General features: G+C 65.8%; 27 protein-coding genes. 12 read left to right on the top strand and 15 right to left on the bottom strand.

Features of this window, described 5'->3' with window-relative positions; translation table 11 throughout:
• The first annotated feature begins 16 nt into the window (after positions 1-16).
• Positions 17-787 (top strand): sugar phosphate isomerase/epimerase family protein, encoded by a 771-nt coding sequence (locus tag ATJ93_RS05600; RefSeq protein WP_120243604.1) that lies wholly within the window; start codon positions 17-19, stop codon positions 785-787.
• Between the two features lie 27 nt (positions 788-814).
• Here the strand turns inward: ATJ93_RS05600 and ATJ93_RS05595 are convergent, their stop codons facing one another.
• The 3 genes from ATJ93_RS05595 to ATJ93_RS05585 form a co-directional block, all read right to left on the bottom strand.
• Positions 815-1,885, bottom strand: coding sequence for a HEAT repeat domain-containing protein (locus ATJ93_RS05595; RefSeq protein WP_120243603.1), 1,071 nt, complete (start codon positions 1,883-1,885; stop codon positions 815-817).
• A gap of 66 nt (positions 1,886-1,951) precedes the next feature.
• Positions 1,952-2,224, bottom strand: a complete 273-nt coding sequence (locus ATJ93_RS05590; protein ID WP_120243602.1) for a hypothetical protein — start codon at positions 2,222-2,224, stop codon at positions 1,952-1,954.
• Positions 2,217-3,392, bottom strand: a complete 1,176-nt coding sequence (locus ATJ93_RS05585; protein ID WP_120243601.1) for an ABC transporter substrate-binding protein — start codon at positions 3,390-3,392, stop codon at positions 2,217-2,219. The genes ATJ93_RS05590 and ATJ93_RS05585 overlap by 8 nt, the downstream gene beginning before the upstream one ends.
• A 299-nt stretch (positions 3,393-3,691) precedes the next feature.
• On the opposite strand from ATJ93_RS05585, the gene ATJ93_RS05580 reads away from it, so the two are divergent.
• From ATJ93_RS05580 to ATJ93_RS05565, 4 genes are all read left to right on the top strand, one after another.
• Entirely contained in the window at positions 3,692-4,603 is a 912-nt protein-coding gene (locus ATJ93_RS05580) for a serine/threonine-protein kinase RIO2 (protein ID WP_120243600.1), read from the top strand.
• Positions 4,604-4,899: 296 nt separating this feature from the next.
• Entirely contained in the window at positions 4,900-6,066 is a 1,167-nt protein-coding gene (locus tag ATJ93_RS05575) for an ABC transporter substrate-binding protein (protein ID WP_120243599.1), read from the top strand.
• A gap of 242 nt (positions 6,067-6,308) precedes the next feature.
• Complete coding sequence (locus ATJ93_RS05570; RefSeq protein ID WP_120243598.1) at positions 6,309-6,899, top strand: 50S ribosomal protein L15e; 591 nt, start codon at positions 6,309-6,311, stop codon at positions 6,897-6,899.
• Between the two features lie 131 nt (positions 6,900-7,030).
• The gene (locus ATJ93_RS05565; RefSeq protein ID WP_120243597.1) at positions 7,031-7,465 is read left to right on the top strand and encodes a universal stress protein; all 435 of its coding nucleotides are present in this window, start codon (positions 7,031-7,033) and stop codon (positions 7,463-7,465) included.
• Between the two features lie 34 nt (positions 7,466-7,499).
• Here ATJ93_RS05565 and ATJ93_RS05560 read toward each other — a convergent pair whose 3' ends face one another.
• Together ATJ93_RS05560 and ATJ93_RS05555 are read right to left on the bottom strand one after the other, a co-directional pair.
• Positions 7,500-8,219, bottom strand: coding sequence for a phosphoribosyltransferase family protein (locus ATJ93_RS05560; RefSeq protein WP_120243596.1), 720 nt, complete (start codon positions 8,217-8,219; stop codon positions 7,500-7,502).
• A 92-nt stretch (positions 8,220-8,311) separates the two neighbouring features.
• A complete protein-coding gene (locus ATJ93_RS05555; protein ID WP_120243595.1) occupies positions 8,312-9,049 on the bottom strand; it encodes a helix-turn-helix domain-containing protein in 738 nt (245 codons plus the stop codon).
• 183 nt (positions 9,050-9,232) lie between these two features.
• Between ATJ93_RS05555 and ATJ93_RS05550 the strand changes: the two genes are divergently transcribed.
• Positions 9,233-9,853, top strand: coding sequence for a methyltransferase family protein (locus ATJ93_RS05550; protein ID WP_120243594.1), 621 nt, complete (start codon positions 9,233-9,235; stop codon positions 9,851-9,853).
• 6 nt (positions 9,854-9,859) lie between these two features.
• Here the strand turns inward: ATJ93_RS05550 and thrS are convergent, their stop codons facing one another.
• Positions 9,860-11,809: a threonine--tRNA ligase gene (gene thrS / locus ATJ93_RS05545; RefSeq protein ID WP_120243593.1), complete on the bottom strand. Its 1,950-nt coding sequence runs from the start codon at positions 11,807-11,809 to the stop codon at positions 9,860-9,862.
• Positions 11,810-12,136: 327 nt separating this feature from the next.
• Between thrS and ATJ93_RS05540 the strand changes: the two genes are divergently transcribed.
• On the top strand, positions 12,137-12,856 hold the full coding sequence (locus ATJ93_RS05540) for an HAD family hydrolase (protein WP_120243592.1): 720 nt from the start codon (positions 12,137-12,139) through the stop codon (positions 12,854-12,856).
• Entirely contained in the window at positions 12,853-13,512 is a 660-nt protein-coding gene (locus tag ATJ93_RS05535) for a class II aldolase/adducin family protein (protein WP_120243591.1), read from the top strand. Before ATJ93_RS05540 ends, ATJ93_RS05535 begins: the two co-directional genes overlap by 4 nt.
• Before the next feature lie 30 nt (positions 13,513-13,542).
• On the opposite strand, the gene ATJ93_RS05530 is transcribed toward ATJ93_RS05535, so the two are convergent.
• The gene (locus tag ATJ93_RS05530; protein WP_120243590.1) at positions 13,543-14,052 is read right to left on the bottom strand and encodes an NUDIX hydrolase; all 510 of its coding nucleotides are present in this window, start codon (positions 14,050-14,052) and stop codon (positions 13,543-13,545) included.
• A gap of 47 nt (positions 14,053-14,099) precedes the next feature.
• Entirely contained in the window at positions 14,100-14,633 is a 534-nt protein-coding gene (gene pyrE, locus ATJ93_RS05525; protein WP_120243589.1) for an orotate phosphoribosyltransferase, read from the bottom strand.
• Between the two features lie 114 nt (positions 14,634-14,747).
• Between pyrE and ATJ93_RS05520 the strand changes: the two genes are divergently transcribed.
• Positions 14,748-15,542, top strand: a complete 795-nt coding sequence (locus ATJ93_RS05520) for a hypothetical protein (RefSeq protein WP_120243588.1) — start codon at positions 14,748-14,750, stop codon at positions 15,540-15,542.
• 20 nt (positions 15,543-15,562) lie between these two features.
• Here the strand turns inward: ATJ93_RS05520 and ATJ93_RS05515 are convergent, their stop codons facing one another.
• Complete coding sequence (locus ATJ93_RS05515) at positions 15,563-16,108, bottom strand: CDP-2,3-bis-(O-geranylgeranyl)-sn-glycerol synthase (RefSeq protein WP_120243939.1); 546 nt, start codon at positions 16,106-16,108, stop codon at positions 15,563-15,565.
• Between the two features lie 193 nt (positions 16,109-16,301).
• Here ATJ93_RS05515 and ATJ93_RS05510 point away from each other — a divergent pair, with 193 nt between their 5' ends.
• Together ATJ93_RS05510 and ATJ93_RS05505 are read left to right on the top strand one after the other, a co-directional pair.
• Entirely contained in the window at positions 16,302-17,144 is an 843-nt protein-coding gene (locus ATJ93_RS05510; RefSeq protein WP_120243587.1) for a proline dehydrogenase family protein, read from the top strand.
• A 39-nt stretch (positions 17,145-17,183) separates the two neighbouring features.
• A complete protein-coding gene (locus ATJ93_RS05505) occupies positions 17,184-17,870 on the top strand; it encodes a DUF502 domain-containing protein (protein WP_120243586.1) in 687 nt (228 codons plus the stop codon).
• A gap of 89 nt (positions 17,871-17,959) precedes the next feature.
• Here ATJ93_RS05505 and ATJ93_RS05500 read toward each other — a convergent pair whose 3' ends face one another.
• The 3 genes from ATJ93_RS05500 to ATJ93_RS05490 form a co-directional block, all read right to left on the bottom strand.
• Entirely contained in the window at positions 17,960-18,460 is a 501-nt protein-coding gene (locus tag ATJ93_RS05500; protein ID WP_120243585.1) for a DoxX family protein, read from the bottom strand.
• Between the two features lie 172 nt (positions 18,461-18,632).
• The gene (locus ATJ93_RS05495) at positions 18,633-19,562 is read right to left on the bottom strand and encodes a branched-chain amino acid transaminase (protein ID WP_120243584.1); all 930 of its coding nucleotides are present in this window, start codon (positions 19,560-19,562) and stop codon (positions 18,633-18,635) included.
• 110 nt (positions 19,563-19,672) lie between these two features.
• On the bottom strand, positions 19,673-20,206 hold the full coding sequence (locus ATJ93_RS05490; protein ID WP_120243583.1) for a winged helix-turn-helix transcriptional regulator: 534 nt from the start codon (positions 20,204-20,206) through the stop codon (positions 19,673-19,675).
• 251 nt (positions 20,207-20,457) lie between these two features.
• Here ATJ93_RS05490 and ATJ93_RS05485 point away from each other — a divergent pair, with 251 nt between their 5' ends.
• Complete coding sequence (locus tag ATJ93_RS05485; protein WP_120243582.1) at positions 20,458-20,808, top strand: DUF7471 family protein; 351 nt, start codon at positions 20,458-20,460, stop codon at positions 20,806-20,808.
• A gap of 21 nt (positions 20,809-20,829) precedes the next feature.
• Here the strand turns inward: ATJ93_RS05485 and ribB are convergent, their stop codons facing one another.
• The 3 genes from ribB to ATJ93_RS05470 all read right to left on the bottom strand — a co-directional run bounded on the left by ribB (position 20,830) and on the right by ATJ93_RS05470 (position 23,245).
• Complete coding sequence (gene ribB, locus ATJ93_RS05480) at positions 20,830-21,555, bottom strand: 3,4-dihydroxy-2-butanone-4-phosphate synthase (RefSeq protein WP_120243581.1); 726 nt, start codon at positions 21,553-21,555, stop codon at positions 20,830-20,832.
• Positions 21,552-22,259: a DUF120 domain-containing protein gene (locus tag ATJ93_RS05475; protein ID WP_120243580.1), complete on the bottom strand. Its 708-nt coding sequence runs from the start codon at positions 22,257-22,259 to the stop codon at positions 21,552-21,554. Before ATJ93_RS05475 ends, ribB begins: the two co-directional genes overlap by 4 nt.
• Positions 22,260-22,444: 185 nt before the next feature.
• A complete protein-coding gene (locus tag ATJ93_RS05470) occupies positions 22,445-23,245 on the bottom strand; it encodes a DICT sensory domain-containing protein (protein ID WP_120243579.1) in 801 nt (266 codons plus the stop codon).
• Positions 23,246-23,327 lie beyond the last annotated feature (82 nt).

Genomic DNA, 23,327 nt, shown 5'->3' with positions numbered 1-23,327 from the left:
CGGTACCACTGGATCCATGTCACAGCCGTTCGATCCCGGCGTCCAGAGCGTCGTCTTCGGCGACGATTCGATCGAAATCGCCCTCGAGCGTCTCGCATCGTCCCCGGCCGATCTCTCGACGCTCGAGCTCTGGACCGACCACCGCCCGCCGACCGACGACGCCGACGACCTGGCGACGCTCCGACGCAATCTCGAGGTGGCCGGCGTCGACGTCCGTGGCTACGGCGTCGTCGACCTCGACGACACCGGCGAGGCCCGCGAGTACGTCGCGTTCGCGGCCCGACTGGGCGCCGACTACGTGACGGTCAACTATCCGCCGGGCCGGGACGACATCACCGAAGAACTGCTGGCGCTCGCCGACGAGTTCGAACTCGACGTCGCGATCCACAACTACTCCGAAATCCACCACGACGACCTCTCGCAGGTGTTCTCGTCGATCGACGACGTCCGCGAGGTACTCGAGCGCTACGACGACCCGCGGCTGGGCGTCTGCGTCGACACCGGCCACTTCCTCGCGGCGTCGGTCGATCCCGCGGCCGTGATCCCGGCGTTCGGGGATCGCATCGTCGCCGTCCACCTCAAGGACACTTCCGACGCGGAACTCGAGGATCTGCCCGGCGCCGGCGTCCTCGAACTCGAGCGCATCGTCGGCCTGCTCGCCGAGCACGTCGACCGCGAGCGTCCGCTGCCATTGCTCATCGAGTACGAACTCCCCGCAGAACGAGCGGTGGGCGCGCTCGCGGACGCCGAACGGAACGTGCGCGATGCACTCGCCGCGCTCGAGTAGCACTCTCGTCGAACCGCGACTGCGCAGTCAGTACGGCGCGCCACACCGCGGACACATCGGCGGTGCACCGTCAGGCAGTGCGAGTCCGCAGTGAGGACACTCGTCGTCGGCGTCCGGCGACGACACGGTCGCGGCGATCTCGTCGGTCGTCCGGCGAATTGCGTCGATATCGCCGATCTCGGCGGTGTCGGTCGCGGTATCGATCGCCGGATCGGAATCGGGGGCAGCGAATGCGCGGGCCGCGTAGCGAGCGCGGTCGGCGAGAAAACCAGTGTCTGCGTCCTCGAGCATCTCGAACTCCGCCTGGAGCACCGATACCTCGACGTCGCTCTCGTTCTCGCTTTCGCTTTCGTCGCCGACGCCGTCCGCGCGGGCCAGCAGCCCCAGCGCCTCCGCGGCGCGGCCGCGGACGTAGTCGTTTTCGGTCTCGTCCTCGACTCGAGCCACGAGTTCGCCGCTCGCCTCGGCGAGCGCGCTGGGCCGCTCGCAGCCGATCACGACGAGCACTGTCGCGAGGTGATACCGGACGAGTTCGTGCTCGTCGTCGAGATAGTCGGCGAGGGTTCCGACGTGGTGGTCGAGCCGCGTCGGTTCGCCCAGCGCGACGCACGCCAACGCTTTCGCCAGCTTCGGCCGCACGTCCGGCTCGTCGAACGAGAGGCCGATCCGGAGATCCGCGAGGATGTCGGGCGAGGCAACCTCGTCGGGGTGGTCGAGTGCGACGTATCCGAGCGCCTCGGCACACCGTGCGCGGACGTAGTAGAATTCCGCGTCGTCGGCGAGGCGCTCGCCGAGGGCGGGGACCGCGTCGACGGCGGCGTCCGACTCGTTCGCGGCGACGGTGACGAACAGTTTCGCGGCCGTCAGCCGAATCGCTCGCTCGTCGTCCGTGAGAAACCGCTGAAGCGTCGGCACGAGCGGCCGAACCGTCGGCCCCTGGTCGTCGACGAGCGTGCGGAGGTCCCGGAGCGCCGTCTTCCGAACCTCGGGGTCTGCGTCGGCGAGTCGCTCGAGACACGTCCGCGCGGCCTCGTGCTCGCGCTCCTCGACGAGGGCCGTCAGCCGATCCGCCGCGGGGACTGTTGTCGAGTCATCCATCGATACGGTATCGTGTCACTGAGTTCTGTCGAGTAGTTAATAAATACTCCGCTCGAGAGCGGGCGCTTACCGGCGGACCCGAACCGGGCGCTCGGCCCGGAGGAACGGCTCCGAATCCGCGGACACCGCGAACTCGAGGCTGCCCGACACACTCGAGCGGACGTGCCACGCCGGGAGTTCGGGGATACCGTAGGCGGCCGGCTCGCGGTACCGGTGGGCGATCGTCCAGCACCGAGCGAGCATCGACGACGATCCGCTCTCGGTTTCCGTATCGGCCGCTGAAGCTGCTGAGTCGGCCCCGCGCTCGCGATCGGTATCGGTGCCATCCCGCTTACTCATCGTCGAACGCCCCCGTAACGATATCTGCGACCCGCTGGCGGTCGAACAGTTGCTCGTCGCCGAACACATCGGGGTAGAGCCCCTGCGCGGCCCGCTCGAGCTGGAACAGGTGGATGATCGGCCCCTGGTACGTGAGCCCGCCGTAGATGATCCGATCGTTCTGGACCGCCTGCAGTTCGCTCGCGACCTCGTGATCGCGCAGGTGCGAGACGATTTCGGACTCGAAGTACTCCTCGGTGATCTCCCCCTGCAGCCTGATCGCGAGGACGTCCGGATCGATCTCGAGCAAGGTCTCGTAGTCGATTTCGCCGCCGCCCGCCTGCGCGTCCGTGACGCCGTCGGCGGCGAGCGCGTCGCCGACCTCGAGGTCGCGCCAGTGTTTCGACTGGATGCCGTCGCCGATGCGGTACGGATAGAACGACTCGGGCGGGACTTCGGCGGGATACAGTACGGCGATATCGGGCGTCGCCGCGGGCAATCGCGACTGCACGTCCGACAGCACCGCGTCGTGAAGCTCCGCGAAGGCCTCGTAGCGGGCCTGCTCCTGGAACACTTGCGCGAGCTTCTCGAAGGCCTCGTACAGCCCGTAGTACCGGTACTCGTGCCAGTCGTAGACGCGCGTGAAACTCGTGTTCCCGACGAACGGGCCGACCTGCGCGGCGATCTCGTCGACGTCTCCCCGGTCCCACTCGAGGCGGTTGATCATGAAGTTCGGGTCGATGAGGTGGACGTCCGCGTCGAGTTCGTAGAAGAGTTCCTTGCCGGTACCGTCCTGCCACAGCTCCGTGAGTTCGTCCTTCGCGACCGTGACGTCGGGGAGTTCGTCGTACAGGTGCGTCCCGAACCGCGCCCGGACGCCGATCCCGGCGAGGCCGTCGGCTTGCCCGAGGGCGACGCCCATATCGGCGTAGTCGCCGGTGTAGGGCACCCACGTCTCCGGAACGGCGTCGAACTCGACGGTTCCGACCGGCTCCATCGTCACGGAATACGACTCGTCCGATTCCGTCGCCGACCCGTTCGTTGGGTCGGCCTCGTTCGACTCGTCGTTGGGCGCTTCCGATCCGTTCCCGCCGGTACAGCCCGCGAGGAGGCCCCCGCCGATGGCCGCGCCGCCGTACTTGATCGCGTCTCGCCGCGTCGGTGCGTCAGTTTGACTCGCGTCGTCCATGCCCTTTAGGCTCGCCTAAATAATTAAATCGCTTTCGAATCTTAGGCGTGCCTAAAGCAATCGCGAAGCGGCTTCTCGAGGCGGCGCGCATACTGTGCCTCCGAAACCGATTTGGCCCATTTGGTATATCGTGATGTAGTTTATGGGTCCGGGACGGCGGTTGCTATCATCGCGTCTCTTCGGGCGGAGAGTCGATGACCACCGTATACTCGGTGCGAACTGATCCTCGTTGGAGTACGCGTCGCGTCGCACGAGCACGCGTCACGACGTTTTTACGTACTCGCCGGCTATCCGACGATATGGTGCGGAACGTCGCCGGGTTACTCCCGGAGCTCGAGGAAGAAGACTTCTATCTCCTGTCGGGGGTCGAACAGGGAATGCGCTTCTCCGAGTGGGTCCAGCGGGAGAAGCTCCCCGAGTTCGCGAACCTGACCGAAGAGGAGGTCGACTACCGCCTCGAGCGCTGTCTCAAACGCGGGTTGATCGAGAAGAAGACCATCCAGTACGAGGGGTACACGCTCCAGTTCGAGGGGTACGACACGCTCGCGTTGCGGGCGCTCGTCCAGCGCGACACCATCTCGGAGTTCGGCTCGCCCCTCGGCGTCGGCAAGGAGAGCGACGTCTACGAGGTCCGCTCGTACAAACCGCTCGCGCTGAAGTACCACCGCGAGGGCTACACCAATTTCCGAGAGGTCCACAAGGAACGCGACTACGCCTCCGACCGGGAGCACGTCTCCTGGATGTACACCGCTCGGAAGGCCGCCGAGCGCGAGTACGACATTCTCGAGGAACTGTACCCCGACGTCTCGGTGCCGCGGCCGATCGACCAGAACCGCCACGCCATCGTCATGGAGAAGATGGACGGCGTCGAACTCTCGCGGACGAAACTCGACGACGACCAAGTGCTCGGCGTCCTCGATCTCCTGCTCTCTGAGATAGCGCGGGCGCACGAACACGGCTACGTCCACGCGGACATGAGCGAGTACAACGTCTTCGTCAGCGAGGACGGCGTCCGAATTTTCGACTGGCCCCAGGCCGTCCCGACCGACCACGAAAACGCGGCGGAGTTCCTCCGACGTGATCTCTCGAACGCGATCGGGTACTTCCGACGCAAGTACCCCCAGCACGTTCCGGACGATCTCGACGAAGCCGAAGTCGCACGCGCGATCGAAGACGAAGCGTTCGAGACGGTGACGGCGTTTACAGCCTGAACGACTGCTGCCGTTCGATCGACGCACAGCGCGGCGTTTCCGCAGCCGATCGCTTTTGATCGGTCCAGGGCTATGTTTTCGAGCGGAGCGTCGATCAGCGAAGTAGGCTCCCGAGTCACCGTCGAGACGAGCAGCGCATTTCCCGTTATTATATGATAAATCGTAAAACGATATACGAAATTCACCGCTAGCGGTTTAGCCATCCTGCGCTCGAGCGAGACGCGGCACGCTTCGCACCTGTTTTAGGTAAGCCAAAAATAGAAACTGTTTTATTACTTTAGGCGAGCCTAAAACTCATGCCAACTCACGTTGACGCAGTTCAGGCGCCGACGCGGCGTGATTCGTTGAAGTACGGTGGAGCGGTTCTCGGTGCGACGTTGCTCGCTGGCTGTAGCGACGAGACGACCGATTCGGAATCGACGCCCGAAGACGACTCGAGTACGGACGACGGATCGTACACGGTATCGATGGAACCGGTCGGCGAGGTGAGTTTCGAGTCGGTTCCCGAACGCTGGGTCGCGTACGACGGCGGCTACGCGGACATGGCCGTCGCGCTCGGACAGGCCGAAGGGATGACCGGGATCGGCGGTGCGGACCGGTACTACACCGACGTCTACGACCAACTGCCGGGCGTGTCCGTCAATCTGGAGGCGATCGAGTCGTACCCCGAGGTCAGGACCAGAGAGGAGTTCTACGAACTCGAGAACGACGTCCACCTCTACGATCCCCAGATGCTCGTCAACTGGTTCGACTGGCGCGAGGAAGACGTCACGGAGATCGCCGACAGCGTCGGGCCGTTCGTAGGCAACTTGATCTTCCGCCGGTCCGACGACTGGCACGACCACCGGTACTACACGCTCTACGAAGCCTTCGAGAAGGTCGCCGAGGTATTTCAAGAGCAAGCGCGCTACGAGGCCTTCGCGGAGCTTCACGACGAGTTCATCGCCGACATCCAGCGCCAGCTTCCGCCGGCGGACGAGCGGCCGAGCGTGCTGTTGACGTACGACGAAACGCTCGAGCCGGAGTCGTTCTCGCCGTACCGCCTCATCGACCGCGGGACGAGCAAGAAACAGTGGCGCGACCTCGGCGTCGAGGACGCGCTCGCCGGCACTGGAATCGACAACCTCAGCACGACCGATCGCGGGAAGCTCGACTACGAGGCGTTACTCGAGATCGATCCGGACGTCATCCTGCTGCGGGGTCACGAGCGAAAGTCGGCGACCGAGTTCCGGGAGACGGTCCTCGAGTACATGAAAACCCATTCGTCCGCAAGTCGGCTCACCGCAGTCCAGAACGACCGCGTCTACCGCGGCGGCTACCTCCACCAGGGGCCGATCCACAACCTGTTCCTGACTGAGCGCGCGGCACAGCAGCTGTATCCGGACGTGTTCGGCGAGGTAACGAGCGACCGCGAGTTGTTCGACCGCCAGCGGGTCGCGGATATCGTCACCGGCGACGTCTGAGCGCCGACCAGTATTCGCTTCGCTCGAGTGGCCGATCGGTGCTGTGAGAAACGGGACCACACGCCGTTTCGACGGTTCGAAGCCCTTATACGGGAACGCTGGGTACGTTCGGGCAACTCGCTGGGTCGCGGGCGCCAGCGGGCACCTGTTCGCGCGGCGCTGCAGTCACGCGGCGCCGCCACAGGTCGGGATGTGATCTCGAGATTCGGGATTGAACCAGGAAACGCCCGCAGGTGATAATCATGGCACGGAGCTTCTACTCCCACATCAAGGACGCATGGAAGGACCCCGACGACGGCAAGCTCGGGGAACTGCAGTGGCAGCGAAAGCAGGAGTGGCGCAAGCAAGGCGCCATCGAGCGCATCGAGCGCCCGACCCGTCTGGACAAGGCGCGCGAACTCGGCTACAAGGCCAAGCAGGGCATCGTCGTGACTCGCGTCTCGGTCCGCAAGGGGACCGCTCGAAAGCAGCGCTTCAAGGCCGGTCGCCGATCCAAGCGCCAGGGTGTCAACCGCATCGGGCGGCGCAAGAACATCCAGCGCATCGGTGAGGAGCGCGTCTCCCGGAAGTACCCCAACCTGCGGGTGCTCAACAGCTACTGGGTCGGTGAAGACGGCTCGCAGAAGTGGTTCGAAGTGATCCTCGTCGATCCCGAACACCCCGCGATCCAGAACGACGACGATCTCAACTGGATCTGCGACGACGCCCACCAGAACCGCGCCTTCCGCGGGCTGACGAACGCGGGCAAGGACAACCGCGGTCTCAACAACCGCGGCAAGGGCGCCGAGAAGGTCCGTCCGTCCAACACCGGCGGACGCGGTCGCGCGAAGTAACCCGCTTCGCATCGCCGAGCAGTCGGTTTTCGACGCCGCAGTTCACGCTTCGATTTTTCGAGCCGCCATCGTCTTCCCGATCAGTGCCAACTGTGGCAGGAACTTAAGTTCCGACTGGCGTAGTGTCAGGCATGCCGACTCACGTGCTCGTTCCGATCGACGACTCGAACCAATCGACCGAAGCCCTCGAGTTCGCCTGTACCGAGTATCCGGACGCGACAATTACCGCCCTACACGTCCTCGATCCGGGCGATTTCTACGCCGCGACGGGCGTCGAGGGCGGCACGATGGCGAACTACGATCAACTGCAGGAACACCACGAGACGCGAGCCGAGAGCTTACTCGAGGAGGCTCGAGACGAGGCGTCGGCCCACGGCGTCGAGATCGAGACGGATCACGTCGTCGGCGGCGTCTCGCGGTCGATCGTCGACTACGCGGACGAACACGACGTCGACCACATCGTGATCGGCAGCCACGGTCGAACGGGAGCGAGCAGAATTCTTCTCGGAAGCGTCGCCGAGACGGTCGCCCGGCGGTCGCCGGTGCCGGTGACGATCGTTCGCTAACGCGGTTGCTGACGGCGCTCGACGCTCGAGCGGGCTACCTGTCCGCGACCGTCGTCAGCGCGCCGACCGGCGCGTCCGTCCGCTCTCGAGCGCGTTCGATGCCGTCGTCGCCGGCCGCGATGAGTGCGAAGACGCCGGCGACGTCGGCTCGCGCGGTGGTCACGATATCGAGCAGGAGTTCCTGCGTTTCGCCCGAGCGGATGAGGTCGTCGACGACGAGTACGGACTCGCCGGAATCGATGGCCGACTCGGGCAGGTAGTAGGTGAGTTCGATTCCGGACTGGAGCCGCTGGCGCGCCTCGATGAACTCCTCGACGGCGGTTTCCTTGCTCTTTTTCGCGTAGGCGCAGCGGACGCCGTAGTAGCTCGCCAGCGATGCGGCGAGCGTGATTCCGTCGGTCGCGGCGGTGAGCACGACGTCCGGCCGGTCGAACTCGAACCCCTCGGCGACGACGGGCGCGACGAGGTCGAGGAACGGCTGATCGAAGACCGCGGCGGAGTTGTCGACGTACCCCTCCTCGTCGACGCGGATGCGCGCGTCGAGTTCGTTCGCGAGCGCCTCGCGGCCGAGATCCTCGACGATCTCGCGAGCGCGGTCGGTGCCGGGGAGGACGTGCCCGTTGACGTACCGGTTGAGATCGCCGGCGGGGAGCCCCGTCGTCTCCGCGAGTTCGTCGTAGGTCCGCGTCTGCTTCAGCATTCGCAACACGTCGACGGCCCGCAACTGGAGGGCTGCCTTCTCTGCTCTGTTCATAGTTGGTATGCACGATCCTGCAACTATGGGGGTTTCGATCGTCATCGGCGTGTGAGATAGTCACATCCGTGTTTTCGGCGACCGGAGCAGCCTCAGCCGCGATCGGAGCCGGTCGACCCGCTCGTTTCGACGGGGTCTCCCGTCTCGTCCCCGAGCAGCCCCCGCCCGCGCTGCTGGACAAGCCGTTGCATCACCCGCGCCTGTGCCTTCTGAAGTAGCGTCGCAGCCGTACTCGAGGCGCAATCCAGGCGCTCGGCGACGGCTTCGACGCCTGCCTTCCGGGGAACCTCATAGTAGCCCGCGTCGACGGCGGCCGCGACGGCCTCGAGTTGGCGCTCGGTGAGGTCGCCGGTCAGAGGCGCGTGATGGCGATCGTACTCCCCGATCGCGCGAACGGTGACGTCGATCTCGTCGGGGAGCCCCTCGAGCATCGCCTGCAGGTCCTCGCCGGCGCCGACGACGGTCATGTAGAACGCGGCCTCGGAGTCGTAGATCACGGGCGGGACGATGACGAGGTCGAGCGCGGCGAACGACTGGCGCCAGCGGACGTCCTCCTCGCGGGTCTCCTGGCAGATGTAGACGTAAAAGGAGTCGTCGTCGATCGGCGTGAGATCGTACCAGCGGACCGAGTCGACGGCCTCGATGGCCTCGACGTACGCCTCGCGGTCGGCTTCGGCGTAGAACAGTTCGTACTCGCGGTCGCCCTCGGGGCCGAGGATGTTCCACGTACGCAGCTCCTCGTAGCGGACCGCGTCTTCCTCGCGGATGAACCGCTGCATAGGATGGAGCATTCGGTCGGGCTGACGGAGCCGAACGTCGAGGTACTTCATCGCGGTAGGTGCACGGCAGCACGGGACCACATATAAATTCCCTAGTGTGTCCGTGAGAAGCGACAGATCGATCGCCGGTCGACGTACGCGCATGAGACTCCGACAAGCACGGCTGCCGACGGTCGATCCGGTACAGAAACAGGCGCAGACGCTCGAGTCGCCGACGACGGCGGTGATCGACCGATGACCGACGCGCTGACGAGCGCAGTGTTCGCCGCGGGTATCGGCCTCGCGCTCGCGAACTTCACGGGAATCGTCGCCAGCGCACTGGGGCTGGTCTCGTACTGGCCGCCCGGCGAGCGAGACTGGACCTACTACGTTCACTGGGGAATCTCGCACTCGCTCAACGTCGTTATGCTCGCGCTCACGTACCTCAGTTGGAACAGCCTCGGCCTGCCGCGCGGCCCGTCGCTGGCCGCCGGCGCCGCGCTGTTCGTCGGCGGCTACGCCGTCGCCATCGCGGCCGGCCTGGATCTCGGCGTCGAGGAGACGAAGGGGCTGGCCGGCGACCTGCGAACCGGCGGCTGGTACCGCTACTCGAGGAATCCCCAGTACGTCGGCTACGTCGTCGCGACGGTCGGGTTCGCGCTGCTGGCGAACTCCGCGCCCGTGGCCGTCGTCTGTGCGATCTACCTCGGCTGGTGGCTCTCGCTGCCGTTCGCCGAGGAGCCGTGGCTTCGCGAGCGGTACGGCGCAGAGTACGAGCGGTACGCCGAGCGCGTGCCGCGGTTCGTGGGAAGGCGGACCGTTCGTGCGGTCGTCGGGAATCGGTCAGAAGAAACGGCGGTCAGCGACGGCGGATGACCGCGGTCAGTCCTGCAGGAAGTCCGGCTGGGTCCGCTGTTCCTCGACCTCGGACTCGAGGTGCGCTTTGAACGCCTCGATTTCGACGTCGTACTCCTGATCCTCGAAGCGGTCGCGGACGGAGATGTTCCCGTCTTCCTCCTCGTTGTCGCCGACGATGATCTGGTAGGGGACGCGGTCGTCGTGGGCCGCGCGGATCTTGCGCTCTAAGGTGGAGTCGCGGTCGTCGACCTCGACGCGGAAGTCGTCGAACTCGTTGGCGACCCGGTGGGCGTAGCCGAGGTTGTCGTCCGAAATCGGCAGTACGCGGACCTGCTCGGGGGCGAGCCAGAGCGGGAACCGGCCCTCGTAGTGCTCGATGAGCATCATGAAGAACCGCTCGTAGCTGCCGTACAGCGCGCGGTGGATCATGACCGGGCGGTGTTCCTCGTTGTCCTCGCCGACGTAGTTCAGGTCGAACCGCTCGGGCATGTTGAAGTCCAGTTGGACCGTCGGGCCGTCCCACGAGCGGCCGATGGCGTCCTCGAACGCGAAGTCGATCTTCGGCCCGTAGAAGGCGCCGTCGCCCTCCTCGACCTCGTACTCGTGGCCGTGCTCCTCGAGGACGGACTCGAGTTGCGACTCGGCCTTCTCCCAGATCTCGTCGGAGCCGACCGACTTCTCGGGGCGCGTGGCCAGCGCCATCTCGTACTCGAGGTCGAACGTCTCGAGGACGTCCGTGATCATGTCCATGATCTGCTCGACCTCCTGCTTGATCTGGTCGGGACGGACGAACAGGTGGCCGTCGTCGATGGTGAACGCCCAGACCCGCGAGAGGCCGGAGAGTTCGCCGCGCTGCTCCTTCCGATAGACCTTGCCGTTCTCGGCGTAGCGGATCGGGAGGTCCCGATACGACCAGGACTGGTCCTGGAAGATGGCGGCGTGGCCCGGACAGTTCATCGGCTTCAGGCCGAACTCGTCGTCGCCCACGTCGAAGATGAACATGTCGTCCTGATAGTTGTCGTAGTGGCCCGACTTGTGCCACAGGTCCGTCTTGAAGACGTGGGGCGTCTCGACGTACTCGTAGCCCGCGTCCTTGTTCAGGTCCTCGACGAAGTCCTCGAGTTCCTTGAGGACGGTCTTGCCCGGCGGATGGTAGAGGGGGAGGCCGGGGCCGGTGACGTCCTGGATCGAGAACAGGTTCATCTCGTTGCCGATCCGGCGGTGGTCCCGTTTCTCGGCCTCGCGTTTACGCTCCAAGAAGTCCTCGAGGTCGCTCTCGTCCTCGAAGGCCGTCCCGTAGATACGGGTCTGCATCTCGTTTTCCTCGTCGCCGCGCCAGTAGGCGCCGGCGATCTCGAGCAGTTCGACGACGCCGATCTCGCCCGTCGAGTCGACGTGTGGGCCGGCACAGAGGTCCTCCCACTCGCCCTGCTTGTAGAAGGTGACGGTGTCGTCCTCCTCGGCGAACTCCTCGAGGAGCTCGAGCTTGTAGGGCTCGCCCGCGAGCCGTTCTTCGGCCTCTTCGATCGAGACTTCCTCGCGCTCGATCTCGTAGTCGGCCTCGATGATCTCCTCGATTTCGGCCTCGAGGTCGGCGAGATCCTCCTCGTCGACGTCGAGATTGTCGAAGTCGTAGTAGAAGCCCTCGTCGGTCGGCGGCCCGATCGCGAGTTTGACCTCGTCCTCGTCGTACAGTCGTTCGACGGCCTGGGCGAGACAGTGGGCCGCGGAGTGGCGCATGACCTCGAGGTACTCGTCGCTCCCGTCGGTGATGATCTCGAGTTCGGCGCCGTCGTAGACGGGTTCCTCCTTGGCGACGAGGTCGCCGTCTAACTTGCCGGCGACGGTGTCGCTGCCGAGGCCCGGCCCGATCTCGTAGGCGCAGTCCTCGACGGTTGCACCGGCGTCGACTGCGAGTTCCGATCCGTCCGGCAGTACGACTGCGATCTGCTCCTGTGAATCTGATTCTGACATGGGTGTAGTGTGGCTGTGGCTATGGCTGTAACTGATCTGGGAACTTCTGTGAGAAGTTCGGCGGGTGGTCCGCCCGGGCCGCTCGACTCTGTCGATCGAACAACGGCGACACAGCGAGCGGTAGGTGTGGATTAGAAGCGGGCAAACGCCCCTGTAAAGCGGACACCTACCATCGTGGATACGCGTAGTCTCGAGCAGGTTAAAAACATTGTGATGGTCTGCGAGCGCGGCAACGGCAGTCGTGGCGCCGTGTCGCTGGCTTGCCGTCTCGGGGCAGTCGGTACCGAGACCGGTACTCGTTTCTCGCTGCCGTACAACTGGTAGCGCATGGCAACCGCCGTGCTCTTCGACCTCGACAATACGCTGTACCCGTACCCCCCGTGTAACCGCGCGGGGCAAACCGCCGCCCTCGAGCGGGCCCAGGAGTTGGGCTACGACCTCGATCACGAGTCGTTCACCGAGTTCTACCAGGCGGGCCGCCGCGAGGTAAAACTCGACACCGGCGGGACCGCTGCCTCCCACGAGCGGTACCTCTACTTCAAGCGCGCCTTCGAGATCCACACCGGCGAACCGCAACCGGGGGACGCTCTGGCGCTCGGCGACGCCTACTGGAGCGCCTACCTCGAGGAGATGAGCCTCGTCCCCGAGGCGGAAGAGACGCTCGAGGAACTGCAAGCGCGAGGCATCGATATCGCGATCACGACCAACCTCACGGCGGCGATCCAGCTCGCGAAACTCGAGGCGCTGGGGCTGACCGACGACGTCGACCTCGTACTCACGTCCGAGGAAACCGGCCAGGAGAAGCCCGCGTCGGTCATGTTCACGCTGCCGCTCGCGCGACTCGACTGCCGAGCGTCGGAGGCGGTGATGGTCGGCGACGACCTCGAGGCAGACATCGTCGGCGCGAACGCGGTCGGCCTCGAGACCGTGCTGTTCGATGCGAGCGAGGATTCGGACGCGAACGAATCGGCGGACCGCGCTGCGGCGGAACGGGAAGCCGACCACAGCATAGATACTCTCGGAGACCTAACCGATCTGGTATCGTGATCCTCGAGACCGAGCGCCGAGCAGTCGTCGAGCACGCGTCCGAGTTGGCCGACCTCACGCCGGGTCGGACGGGGAATTTGAGCGTTCGCAGTCGCGGCGACGGCACCGACGCCGGGCCCGGAGACGCCTTCGCCATCACTCCGACCGGCGTCCCCTACGACGGGTTCGACGCCGAAGACGTGCCGGTCGTCGGCACCGACGGCGAGCGACTGGACGGCGAGATGGCCCCCAGCAGCGAGGTGCCGATGCACAGCGCCATCTACCGCCGCGAGGACGTCGGCGCGATCGTCCACACCCACTCGCCGTGGGCGACGGCGCTGGCGGTCGCCGACCAGCCGCTGCCGCCGATCCACTACATGATCGTCGCCGTCGGCAAGCGGGTTCCGGTGGCGGAGTACGCGCCCTACGGCACCGACGAACTCGCCGAAAACATCGTGACCGCGATGACCGAAGCCAGCTCGACGGCGTCGCTCATCGAGAACCACGGCCTCGTGGTCACCGCCCCCGACTTAGAGACCGCCCTCGAGAACACCCACCACGTCGAGAGCCTCGCGCGGCTCTACCTCGAGTCGCGCTCCGCGGGGCTGGAACCGCAGACGCTGACGGACGACCAACTCGAGACGGTGCTCGAAAAGTTCGAGTCGTACGGGCAGTGAGAGCCGACGGGCGGTACCGTCCAACCACAGCTATTCTCGGAGGTACGGTCGAAACAGATCGTCTTCGTGCAGATTCGAAGGCAGCGTCTCGAACCACCGCGCCGCTCTGATTTCGCCCCGTTCGACGCCTAACTGCTCGACGGCGGGGATCGATCCGTCCGCGCGGGCGTCGAACACGAGGAACTGCGCCGACAGTCGGGTCTCGCCGTCCGCCGTCTCGCAAACGTAGGTCTGGTCGATCACGAACAGCGGGTCGTCGATCGTCGCCTCGAGGCCCGTCTCCTCGAGCACTTCGCGCGGCGCGGCATCGGCGGGCGCTTCGCCCGGCTCGACCGCACCGCCGGGGACGATCCAGCCGTCGGACCAGCGGTTCTTCACGAGCGCGATTCGTCCGTCGGAATCGGTGACTCGGGCCGCGGCCGTCAGTCCGGTTCCCTCGACGGTCCACTCCCGGAACGCCTCGAACGCCTCGAGGTTCGACGGCGAGAGGCTGATCGTCTGCTGCTCTCGCGGCGCGTGTGAAGGGATGTCGACGGTCATCGGTATCGCTGGTCGCTCGAGAGTGAGTGAAACCGGTGTCGCTGCGGTCAGTCCCGCTCAGCGTCCGCCAGCAGTTCCTCCGCGGTCACCAGCGCCTCCATCTCGACGCCGGCGTCCTCGACGTTCTCGCGGCCGCCTTCCTGCCGGTCGACGACGACCAGTGCACGGTCGACGGTCGCGCCCGCGTCCCGCAGGGCCTCGATCGCGTCGACGAGGCTCGTCCCCGTCGTCACGATGTCCTCGAGGACGACGACCTCCTCGCCCTCCTCGAGGCGGCCCTCGATCAGGTTGGCCGTGCCGTAGTCCTTGCGCTGCTTGCGGGCGATGACGTAGGGGGCGTCGGCCGCGACGCTCGTAGCGGCCGCGAGCGGGACCGCGCCGAGGGCGACGCCGGCGAGTTTGTCGTCCGGCCCGACCCGGTCGGCGAAAGCCTCCGCGATGGCCTCGAGGCAGGTCGGATCGGTCTCGAAGAGGTACTTGTCGACGTAGTACTCGCTGGTGCCGCCGTGGGAGAGTTCGAACTCGCCGAATCGGACGGCGTCGGCCTCGCGCAGCGCGTCGATGAGTTCCTGATTCGTCATTGCTCGAAGGCGCGTGCCCAGACGAAATAAGCGGTGTGGAACGCGTCGGCACGGCCGATGCTGAGCCGGTCCTCACAGCGGAACTATTTTATTATATTGCTGTCACTACCGGATATGAATCGACGGTACGCAATCGTCGGCATCGTCGTCCTGCTGGCCGCCGCGACGACCGGAATGCTCGCGGGCTACTCGCCTACCGACGCGACCGCATCGTCGCCCGCGACGCCGACCGGACTCGAGGGTTCGTACACCGTTACCGAAACGGTGCTCGTCGACGGCGACCGCTTCTTCGAGCGCGAATCGATCGTCGACGCCGAAACCGGGGCACAGCGGTCCGTCCTGTTGTTCGAGGACAGTTCGTACGACAGTTACTGGACCGGCGACGGGGAACGGTACACGAAGGTCGCGTTCGAAAGCGAGGCGCGACTCGAGGAGTGGCTCGCCGGGTCCGAAGATGAGGTCGTCCGAACGGTCGACGACGAGCACGGCGCCATCCTCGCCGCGTCCGACGGCGCGGCCGATCGGGCGGACGGTCCGGTCGGGGATACCTTCCCGGATCGGTTGTCGCACTCGCAACTCGAGATGGCCGCATTTACCGAAACGGACGAGACGACTGTCGACGGAACGACGGTCGAGACCTACGAACCGCGAACCGGCTGGATCGACGTCCAACTCGAACGGTCGAGCCACGAGACGGTGTACGTCGCCGACGCCGACGGCGAGGTGCGCGTCGGCCCCGACGGTCGGCTACGGCATGCGAACGTCACCGTCGAACGCGTCGACGCCGAAACGTGGGGCGAATACCTGCTCGAGCGCGGCGAATCGTACGCGACGACGTTCGAGTACGACGTCGCCGAATCGACCGAGAACGTCCGGCCGGAGTGGCTGGACGACGTGCCGTCAGAATAGTCGGCGCCGCTCCCGCGGCGCTACCAGGGCTCGTTCTTCAGACCGAGTTTGTACGCGATCATATTCGTCGAGACGTGCAGAATCGGCGTGACCACGACGACGACCAGAATCACGTTCCAGGTGAAGACCGCGCGGAACCAGTCGGTCGCGAGCAGGGCGGTCAGCGGCAGGGAGACGACCACGAAGTCGAGCTGATCGAGCCCGGGGAACATCGCGCCGCGCTGGCGGCCGGTTCGGCGCTTGAGGAAGGACGCGAGGATATCGCCGAGCATCGCCCCGGCGGCGAGGCCGACCGCCGCGAGGGGCTCGAACTCGGGCACGTCGAACCCGAGCGCGTCGCTGACGGCCGGCGCCAGGACGGTCAAGACGGCCGCCAGCGCGAGCCCGGCGAAGATGCCCATCGCCGTGCCGCGCCAGGTCTTGCCGTCTCCCAGGACTCGCGTGTCGCCCCAGGTGCGGCCGCCGTCGATCGGTCGTCCCCCGCCGGCAAGCACCGCGGCGTTGTTAGGGACGTAGGCCGGCAACATCGCCCAGAAAGCGACGACGACAGTCTCGAGTAGCGTCATATCCGCGGGGACGAACCCCCGCGTCTTAATCGCCGGTGGTTTCTCGTCGCCGTCGCGGGGCCAGTCGGGGCGCCGAATCGCCGTCGGGCGACGACCTTTGCTCGAGCACAGCGCAGCCGTCGCCCGTACCGGTCCGTCGCACACACTTTCACGGACACCAAACACCTTACGTCCGGCCGTCGATATCCGGGGTATGATTCCGCCGATCGCGGACCGGTTCGTCGCGGGGGAGTCACCCGCGGAGGCCCTCGAGCACGTCCGTCGGCTCAACGGCCGCAACGTCAAGGCGATCGTCAACCTGCTTGGCGAACACTACGACGAGCGCCCGCCCGTGCGCTCGGACGCCGCCGAGTACCGGGCGCTGGTCGGCGATATCGCGGGCTCGAACCTCGAGGCCTGCATCTCGGTCAAGCCCACGCAGTTGGGACTCGACCTCGGCGAGGACGTGTTCCGCGAGGAACTGGCGGGCGTCGTCGACGCCGCGGCGGATCACGGCGTCTTCGTCTGGATCGACATGGAAGATCACACGACGACCGACGCGACCCTCGACGCCTTCGAGGATCTCGCACGCAAGCACGAGGGGGGCGTCGGCGTCTGCGTCCAGGCGAATCTCAAGCGAACCCGCGACGACGTCGAGCGGCTCGCCGACGTGCCGGGAAAGGTCCGGTTCGTCAAGGGCGCCTACGACGAGCCGGCCGACATCGCCTACAAAGACGCCGACCGGGTCAATCGCGAGTACGAGACCTTGCTCGAGTACGCCTTCGAACACTACGGCGACGGCCCGACGATCGCGGTTGGAAGCCACGATCCGGCGATGATCGAGCGCGCGATCGATCTGCACGAGGAGTACGGCACCGACTGCGAGTTCCAGCTGCTCATGGGCGTCCGCGAGGACGCCCAGTACGAACTCGCCGGCGACTACGAGGTCTGGCAGTACGTTCCCTACGGCCCGCGCTGGAAGTCGTACTTCTACCGGCGCGCGATGGAACGGACGGAGAACCTCCGGTTCGCCCTCCGGGCGGTGCTCGGGCGCTAAAGGGAAGGGCTCATTAGCCCGTGGTGAGAGTCTCACCACATGGCTTCGTGGAAGCGGGACTTCGCGAGCGGGCTCATCGTCCTCGGCCCGATTCTCATCACTCTCTACGCTATTTACTGGCTCTACGGGATCGTCGCCGGCGTTACCCCCGGGATCATACTCAAACCCGAAGCGCTCGAGCCCCTCGGCAACGAGCAAACTCGCGAACAGCTCGCGCAGTTCCTGCGCGTCGTCGTCGCCCTGACCGTCTTTACGATCCTCACCTTCTCCGTCGGCTACCTCATGCGGACCACGGTCGGCAGCCTCGTCGAGCGACTCGTCGACAACGTCGCGAACCGCGTCCCCGTGATGCGGGTCATCTACAACGCCTCGAAGATGGCCGCCGAGACCGCCTTCGGCGAACAGGAATCACTGCAGAAGCCGGTCAAACTCGAGGTGTGGGACGGACTCCGCATGACGGCCTTCAAGACCGGAAAGGTCACTGACGACGGCCGAGAGATCCTCTTTCTGCCGACGTCGCCGAACATCACGACCGGGTACGTCATCGAGGTTCAGCCGGAGCGGATCGACGAACTCGACGAGGACGTCGAGGACGCGCTGACGCGGGTCCTAAGCGCCGGGTTCGGCGATGCCGATCGTCAGCGAGGGATGGACGCGGGGGTCTCGATCGACGTGGTCGACGAAGCGAGTCCGAACAAGAACGCAGAGGCGTCGGACGACGACTGATACGGTACTGTAACGAGTTACCGGCCCAACCGCTGCACGGGTCGCAGTTGCGCCGGAAATGACTTCCAGTAGTCCGTACGGTGACCGCGCTACTGCTCGTCCCGGCGCCGGCCCTGCGTCATGAACGCGAGCGCTGCGCCGAACAGCGCGCCGTTCTTGAGGAAGTGCGTGAGTTCCTGCTGTTTCTCCGTCGGATCGTCCTCGTTCCAGAAGTCGTGCATTATGGGCGTCGTCCCCGCGAGAAAGCCGGCGATGGCGGCCGCGCCCGTCGCCGGCCGGCGCCACAGCGCCACGCCGAGCCCGCCGGCCAGCAACGCCGTACTGACCGCCGGCACCGACCGTTCGGGCGCCGGCGCGTCCTTGGCGTCGGCGTACTGGACGCGCTCGTCTAAGTTCCGGAGGTTGTCCACCGCGGTGAACGCGAGAATGCCGCCGAAGATAGCCCGTCCGAGGCGGAACAGCGGGTCGTCGGCGATCGAGTCGGCTTCCGTCTCCCCGCGTGCGGTCGTGCTCGGCTGGGGGACGGATTCGGGTTCGGGTTCGGATCGCCCTCGAGAACGCGAACGCGGGAGCTGGAGCAGTGATCGCATCGTTCGAGAGACAGCGATCCGGCCGGTTAGCTCTCGGCGTGGCATTTGCGTGTCCTGCAGGAGAGGATAGTGTCTCGTTCGGCGGGTAGCAACGGCGACGTAGAAACGAAAAGCGTCCACGAGGACACTCGAGCGGACGACTAACGTCGTCCACTGAAGCGAGTGAATCGGTTCAGACGTACTCGAACCACTCGTCGTACTCGTCGGTCTTGCGCTCGACGACGTCGAAGAACGTCGACTGGATGTCCTCGGTGATCGGCCCGCGGGAGCCGTCACCGACGACGACGTTGTCGACCTTCCGGATCGGCGTCACCTCGGCCGCGGAGCCGGTGAAGAACAGTTCGTCGGCCGTGTGGAGTTCGCCTCGAGAGATCGAGACGTTGTCGTGGACCGTGTACCCGAGGTCCTCGGCGAGTTCGATCACGGTGTCGCGGGTGATGCCGTCGAGAATCGACTCCGAGAGGCCGGGCGTGTAGATCTCGCCGTCGCGCACGAGGAAGAGGTTCTCGCCGGGGCCTTCCGCGACGTGGCCTTCCTTGTTGAGGACGATCGCCTCCGCGTAGCCGTTGCGCCGGGCCTCCTCGCCTGCGAGCATGCTGTTGACGTACAGTCCCGTCGTCTTCGCGTTGGTCGGGATCTGGCTCGAGGCGTGCTTGCGCCACGAGGAGATCATCACTTCGATCCCCTCCTCGAGCGCTTCTTCGCCGAGGTAGGCGCCCCAGGGCCAGACCGCGATGGCGGTCTTGGTCGGGCAGTCCTTCGGACTCACGCCCAGCGAGTTGTAGCCGTAGAAGGCGATCGGGCGGATGTAACAGGACTCCAAGTCCTGGCGCTGGATGAGTTCCTTGGTCGCCTCGGTGAGTTCCTCCTTCGTGAAGTCGATGTCCATGTCGTAGGGCTTGGCGGAGTGGAAGAGCCGCTCTAGGTGCTCCTCCCAGCGGAAGATCGCCGGCCCGTTTTCGGTGTCGTAACAGCGTGCGCCCTCGAAGACCCCGCTGCCGTAGTGGAGGCCGTGGGTGAGCACGTGGACCTGCGCTTCGTCCCAGTCGACGAACTCGCCGTCCATCCAGATCGTGTCGACGTCCATCTCGTCGAATCCCATTATCGGGTGTGTTGCAAGCCACCGTACTAAGTGTTCGCGATTTTCGAGGCCGACCGTCGTTCGACGGGTCGCGACTCGAGGGCGGGGACGGGTCAGAAACGAGGGCGGGACTATGCGGACTCCGCGCCGGACGCGTCCTCGAGCAGGTCGTCGACGAGCCGCGTGAACCGGTCGATCAACCGGTCGGGGACGGTCGGCTCCACGTCCGAGAGTAACTCGCCCGTTCGCTCGGGCGCGGCGAGTTCGAGCGTAACCCGGTTCCGATCGTCGTACCGTTTCTCGACGATCCCGCGGTCGACGAGCCGATCGAGGTGGTACTCGAGGGTGCTCCGGGCGATCTCGAGGGCGTCGGCGACCTCGCTCGGTACGGCCGAATCGTTGCCGATCAGGTAGATAACGATATCGCGGGTCGTTTCGCGGCGGAACAGGGCCAGCGCGGCGCGTTCCCACTCGTCGTACGCCGTCGGATAATAGTGCGTCCGGCCGTAGAACTCCTCGCGAACGAGGGCGTCCTCGTCGAGCAGCCGGCGGATGTGATACTGGATCTGTCCCGGCGCGAACTCCGATTCGCGGACGAGTTCGTTGAAGTGGATTCCGGCGTTCGACTGGACGTGTGCTCGGATCGTACGTCGAGTATCGGTCATGGCAGTGATCGCGGCTCCGGTCAGTACTCGCGGCTAGCGGTGCCGGACTGATAACGGGTTCCGCCGGTTCCCGACATTTGAGAACCGGTCATACGACGGATCGTGATATCGGTAGTGAACTACGGAAACCGCGCTGATCGTGGCGCGGCCTGCAACTGCAGGCGACAGGCGTTCACCTCGCTTCCGGGCCAACCGCCGAGTATCCGACCGAAGCACATACGTGACTCTCCCGCCGATGTAGGATAGCGGCGATGGACCACACGAATCCGTTCGACGTCGGGTGGCTGGATCCGAAACTCGCGCCGGTCTTACTCGCGATTATCGTTCTGGCGGTCGTCGGGACGACGATCCTCTTCGGATGCAGCGTCGTCGCGTACTCTCGACGGCGATCACCGCGATATCTGTTGATCACGATCGTTCTCGGCTTGCTCGTCGCACGGTCGATTACGGGGCTCGGAACCGTGTTCGGACTCGTGCCGATGACCGTCCACCACCTCGTCGAACACAGCTTCGACTTTACGATCGCCGTGCTCGTTCTCTACGCGGTCTACCGGAGCGGTTCCGATGCCGACCGAACCGGACTCGAGTCCGAAGGTGACTGACCGAAAACGGAGACGAACCGATCAGGCGAGTCGCTCGAGGACGTCCCGCCCCTCGAGGTAGACGAAGTCGTGGCGCCGTGCGTAGGCGCGGGCGTCGGCCGGCGAGAGCGCCTCGCCGGTTTCGTCGTCCAGCATTTCGCAGACGACGACCGCGGGCGAGAGGTCGGCGGCGCTCGCGAGCGCGATGCCGAGTTCCGTGTGGCCTTCCCGCTGTGCGAGCAGGTCGGGCGCGGCCTTCAGCAGGTGAACGTGGCCGGGGACGCGGAACTCGGCGGCGAAGTCGGTGTCCGCCGGCGCGGCGGCGGCCTCGCCGAGCGCTCGGATCGTCGTCGAGCGATCGTTATCCGTGATGCCGGTGTAGGTGTCGCGGTGGTTGACCGTCAGCGAGAACGACGAGCGGTCGTCGTAGCCGAGCTCGTGGGCCTCGGCCGCGGGGTGGTCGACCTCGTCGCCGTAGAAGGGGAGATCGAACGCCTCGGCGACCTCGTGGCCCAGCGCGGCGCAGACGAGCCCGCCGGCGTCGTTGCGCAGGCGTGCGACGGCCTCGGGCGTGACCGCGTCAGCGTGGTAGATCAGGTCCGTCTCGCCCTCGCGGTCGGCCGCGTCGTGCACGAGAATCGGTTCGCCGGCCCGCAGCGCCTCGAGTGCCTCGTCGACGCTGTCGGCGTCGGCTGTCGCCGCGCCTGCGGTTCCGCCGTCGGCGGTCGCGTTCGGATTCGACTGGGGGCCCGCGTGTCGGCCCGTCATTCGCGATCACCCACCGAGACGGTGACGTGGTCGCCGTCCTCGAGGTCGAGTTCGTCGCGCAACTTGTCCGGCGCGATGACCTCGAGTTGGTCCTCGTCGTGGTGGGTCCGCTCGGGGGCGATCGTGTGGGCGTCCTCGTAGGTCTCGCCCGCGCTTGTCTCGACCGTCGCGGGGTAGCAGACGGCGGGGCCGTAGGTCCGATCGTCGTCCTCCCAACCGTCGATCGGCACCGGCTCGAGCGAGGAGACGGCGCTGCGTCGGCGGACGCTGTCCTCGCGCAGGTCGACGTTCAGCGTGCCCGGGAACGGCTCGTAGCCCAGGCGCTCCTCGAACTGGCGGTTGTAGCCCGGCAGCGAGATGTAGTGGCGGCCCTCGCCCATGCCGCTGGTGACGGTCCCCTCGAGGTCGACCTCGGCGTCCGTCTCGAAGATGCGACGGTAGTCCTCGTACTCGGCGTGGAGGGCGCGCTCGCCGTCGTCGGTGATCGCGACCCACTGGCCGTCGCTGACGGTATCGCGCTCGAGGAGATCGGCGCTCTCCAAGCGCTGGAGTCGCCGCGAGGCGGTCTGGTTCGACGCGTCGAGGCGCTCCGCGAGACGAGCACAGGAGATCTTGACGTCGCCCTCGAGCCCGCCCTCGAGCGCCAGTAGCTTGAGAACGGCGAGTTCGTCGTGGCCGACGGCGGACTCCGTTGTCAGTGACATGTCCGTACGTTAGCGGCGCCCTCCCAAAAGGATATCGAATATGGGATGCGTAACACAACTGTTACGCCGTTGTCGACGGTTCATTGCGTACTCCGAACCCGCAGGTGGAAAAGCCACCGGTTGTCCCGCCGCTTGCCGGTTTCCGTCGGAGACGCTTCGGGGACCGCCGAGGGAGCCGTCGCTCCCTACAGTTCGGTCGCCACGTACTCCTCGAGGGCGGCGACGCGCTCGGGATCGAAGGTCCAGAAGCCGTCCCAGATCCGTGGCTCGGTCTCGAGACACAGCAGGGCGGCGGGGTCCGGATCGGTCGTCCGATCGTCGGGTTCGTAGACGACGAACCAGCCGTTCCGGTACTCGTCGGCCGTTCCGGTGTGGGTTGTCACGTCTAACTCGTCGGTCACGCTGCGGTCATCGGGGACGCCGTAGACGTGGACGTCGACCGCGGTCCGCTCGAGTTCCTCGTAGACTGCCAGCGTGCCGACCTCGTCGTTGAGCCGCGAGAGGTGCTGGAACGCCGTGTGGAGCGTGCCGCCGTCGCCCAGCCAGGCCCGTTGCTCGATGTACCGCGAGAGCAGGATCAGGACCAGTTTTTCGTTGTGGGCGAGCGGATACCCTCGCAGGCGCAGGCGCGTATCAGCGAGGTCTGCGAGCACGTCCGGGAGCGCGATCTCGCCGAGCCCGCGCGCGCCGGTCGTAAAGAGGTCGGAGTTGATCGCGAGGATCGACTCGTAGAGTTCGTCCATCGAGGAGGCCGCGATCGGCGTGTCGTCTTCGAGTAGTACGACGGTAGTGTCACCCTCGGAACTCGCCTCGAGATCGAGCGCCGAACGGTCGAGATCCGTCGTGGCGTCGCTCGACGCGACGTCGACCGGCGTCTCCGCGAACGTCTCCGCGAGCATCCCCTCGAGCGGTCCGCTCGTGTCGCCGACGACGGCCAAGGCGTGATCGGGTGGCCCGACGGCCTCGAGAAACGATCGGAGACTCACTCGCGGTGGGTTTTAGCGGTTCGTCCTTAAATCTTCTCGCCGATCCAACCATTCGGAATCAGCCTAATGCCGATCAGTATAA

The sequence above is a fragment of the Halopiger aswanensis genome, assembly GCF_003610195.1.
GTDB lineage: Archaea > Halobacteriota > Halobacteria > Halobacteriales > Natrialbaceae > Halopiger > Halopiger aswanensis.
The sequence above is the reverse complement of the archived record's forward strand: the minus strand, read 5'-3'. Positions and strand labels throughout refer to the sequence as shown.

Bases quoted from the DNA above. Each gene is read 5' to 3' on its own strand.
- ATJ93_RS05565 (WP_120243597.1), top strand. From the start codon at position 7,031: ATGCCGACTCACGTGCTCGTTCCGATCGACGACTCGAACCAATCGACC.
- ATJ93_RS05495 (WP_120243584.1), bottom strand. From the start codon at position 19,562: ATGGGATTCGACGAGATGGACGTCGACACGATCTGGATGGACGGCGAG.
- ATJ93_RS05555 (WP_120243595.1), bottom strand. From the start codon at position 9,049: ATGAAGTACCTCGACGTTCGGCTCCGTCAGCCCGACCGAATGCTCCAT.
- ATJ93_RS05570 (WP_120243598.1), top strand. From the start codon at position 6,309: ATGGCACGGAGCTTCTACTCCCACATCAAGGACGCATGGAAGGACCCC.
- ATJ93_RS05595 (WP_120243603.1), bottom strand. From the start codon at position 1,885: ATGGATGACTCGACAACAGTCCCCGCGGCGGATCGGCTGACGGCCCTC.
- ATJ93_RS05490 (WP_120243583.1), bottom strand. From the start codon at position 20,206: ATGACCGATACTCGACGTACGATCCGAGCACACGTCCAGTCGAACGCC.
- ATJ93_RS05530 (WP_120243590.1), bottom strand. From the start codon at position 14,052: ATGACCGTCGACATCCCTTCACACGCGCCGCGAGAGCAGCAGACGATC.
- ATJ93_RS05505 (WP_120243586.1), top strand. From the start codon at position 17,184: ATGGCTTCGTGGAAGCGGGACTTCGCGAGCGGGCTCATCGTCCTCGGC.
- ATJ93_RS05515 (WP_120243939.1), bottom strand. From the start codon at position 16,108: ATGACGCTACTCGAGACTGTCGTCGTCGCTTTCTGGGCGATGTTGCCG.
- ATJ93_RS05485 (WP_120243582.1), top strand. From the start codon at position 20,458: ATGGACCACACGAATCCGTTCGACGTCGGGTGGCTGGATCCGAAACTC.
- ATJ93_RS05500 (WP_120243585.1), bottom strand. From the start codon at position 18,460: ATGCGATCACTGCTCCAGCTCCCGCGTTCGCGTTCTCGAGGGCGATCC.
- ribB (WP_120243581.1), bottom strand. From the start codon at position 21,555: ATGACGGGCCGACACGCGGGCCCCCAGTCGAATCCGAACGCGACCGCC.
- ATJ93_RS05580 (WP_120243600.1), top strand. From the start codon at position 3,692: ATGGTGCGGAACGTCGCCGGGTTACTCCCGGAGCTCGAGGAAGAAGAC.
- ATJ93_RS05585 (WP_120243601.1), bottom strand. From the start codon at position 3,392: ATGGACGACGCGAGTCAAACTGACGCACCGACGCGGCGAGACGCGATC.
- ATJ93_RS05475 (WP_120243580.1), bottom strand. From the start codon at position 22,259: ATGTCACTGACAACGGAGTCCGCCGTCGGCCACGACGAACTCGCCGTT.
- ATJ93_RS05520 (WP_120243588.1), top strand. From the start codon at position 14,748: ATGAATCGACGGTACGCAATCGTCGGCATCGTCGTCCTGCTGGCCGCC.
- ATJ93_RS05510 (WP_120243587.1), top strand. From the start codon at position 16,302: ATGATTCCGCCGATCGCGGACCGGTTCGTCGCGGGGGAGTCACCCGCG.
- ATJ93_RS05575 (WP_120243599.1), top strand. From the start codon at position 4,900: ATGCCAACTCACGTTGACGCAGTTCAGGCGCCGACGCGGCGTGATTCG.
- thrS (WP_120243593.1), bottom strand. From the start codon at position 11,809: ATGTCAGAATCAGATTCACAGGAGCAGATCGCAGTCGTACTGCCGGAC.
- ATJ93_RS05560 (WP_120243596.1), bottom strand. From the start codon at position 8,219: ATGAACAGAGCAGAGAAGGCAGCCCTCCAGTTGCGGGCCGTCGACGTG.
- ATJ93_RS05590 (WP_120243602.1), bottom strand. From the start codon at position 2,224: ATGAGTAAGCGGGATGGCACCGATACCGATCGCGAGCGCGGGGCCGAC.
- ATJ93_RS05550 (WP_120243594.1), top strand. From the start codon at position 9,233: ATGACCGACGCGCTGACGAGCGCAGTGTTCGCCGCGGGTATCGGCCTC.
- ATJ93_RS05540 (WP_120243592.1), top strand. From the start codon at position 12,137: ATGGCAACCGCCGTGCTCTTCGACCTCGACAATACGCTGTACCCGTAC.
- pyrE (WP_120243589.1), bottom strand. From the start codon at position 14,633: ATGACGAATCAGGAACTCATCGACGCGCTGCGCGAGGCCGACGCCGTC.
- ATJ93_RS05600 (WP_120243604.1), top strand. From the start codon at position 17: ATGTCACAGCCGTTCGATCCCGGCGTCCAGAGCGTCGTCTTCGGCGAC.